1 protein-coding gene is annotated in these 1,315 nt (G+C 51.1%); it reads left to right on the forward strand.

Annotation, left to right across the window (positions count from 1 at the left end):
• The first annotated feature begins 71 nt into the window (after positions 1–71).
• The gene (locus JQ822_RS24270) at positions 72–1,280 is read left to right on the forward strand and encodes an IS256 family transposase (protein WP_213135449.1); all 1,209 of its coding nucleotides are present in this window, start codon (positions 72–74) and stop codon (positions 1,278–1,280) included.
• The last annotated feature ends 35 nt before the right edge of the window (positions 1,281–1,315 follow it).

Below are 1,315 nucleotides of genomic sequence, written 5' to 3' on the forward strand. Positions count from 1 at the left end.
GAGACTGTAATTTAAACTGTGTATCTGCCTGTTTTTGATATGTTCATTCCAACAACGGAGACAGGCAAATTATGGACGAAAAGAAACTCAAAGCGCTGGCGGCTGAACTGGCTAAGGGCCTTAAAACCGAAGCTGATCTTAACCAGTTTTCCCGTATGCTGACGAAGCTAACCGTCGAAACGGCGCTCAATACTGAACTCACTGAGCACCTCGGGCACGAGAAGAATGCGCCCAAAACCGGCTCCAATACCCGTAACGGATACTCGTCGAAAACGTTGCTTTGCGATGACGGTGAGATTGAGCTCAGTACGCCGCGCGATCGTGAAAACACCTTCGAACCCCAGCTCATTAAGAAGAACCAGACGCGTATTACGCAGATGGATAGCCAGATTTTATCCCTGTACGCCAAAGGCATGACCACACGTGAAATCGTCGCGACGTTCAAAGAGATGTACGACGCCGATGTGTCCCCCACGCTGATATCTAAAGTCACCGACGCCGTCAAAGAGCAGGTCGCTGAGTGGCAAAACCGACAACTTGATGCACTGTATCCCATTGTTTATATGGACTGTATTGTTGTAAAAGTCCGTCAGAATGGCAGCGTGATTAACAAAGCCGTCTTCCTGGCGCTGGGCATCAACACCGAAGGCCAGAAAGAGCTGCTGGGCATGTGGATCGCTGAAAATGAAGGCGCAAAGTTCTGGCTGAGTGTGCTGACAGAGCTTAAAAATCGCGGGCTTCAGGACATCCTGATTGCCTGTGTGGACGGCCTGAAGGGCTTCCCGGATGCGATAAACAGTGTCTACCCGCAGACTCATATCCAGCTGTGCATCATCCATATGGTACGTAACAGCCTGAAATACGTATCCTGGAAGGACTACAAAGCCGTCACCAGTGGACTGAAGGCAGTTTATCAGGCCCCGACCGAAGAGGCGGCGCTGATGGCGCTGGATGCGTTCGCGGGCAAGTGGGACGACAAATACCCACAAATCAGCAAAAGCTGGCATGCGCACTGGGAAAATCTGAACACGTTCTTCGGCTACCCACCGGATATCCGCAAGGCCATCTACACCACGAATGCCATAGAATCGCTGAACAGCGTGATCCGTGCGGCGATAAAGAAACGCAAAGTGTTCCCGACGGACGACTCGGTACGGAAGGTTGTTTATCTGGCGATCAAAGATGCGTCAAAAAAATGGAGTATGCCGATCCAGAACTGGCGGCTGGCGATGAGTCGTTTTATTATCGAGTTCGGTGACCGCCTGAGCGATCACCTTTAATACGATGGCAGTTACACAGGATTACTGACAGGCTC

Source organism: Citrobacter sp. FP75 (assembly GCF_018342065.1).
GTDB lineage: Bacteria > Pseudomonadota > Gammaproteobacteria > Enterobacterales > Enterobacteriaceae > Citrobacter.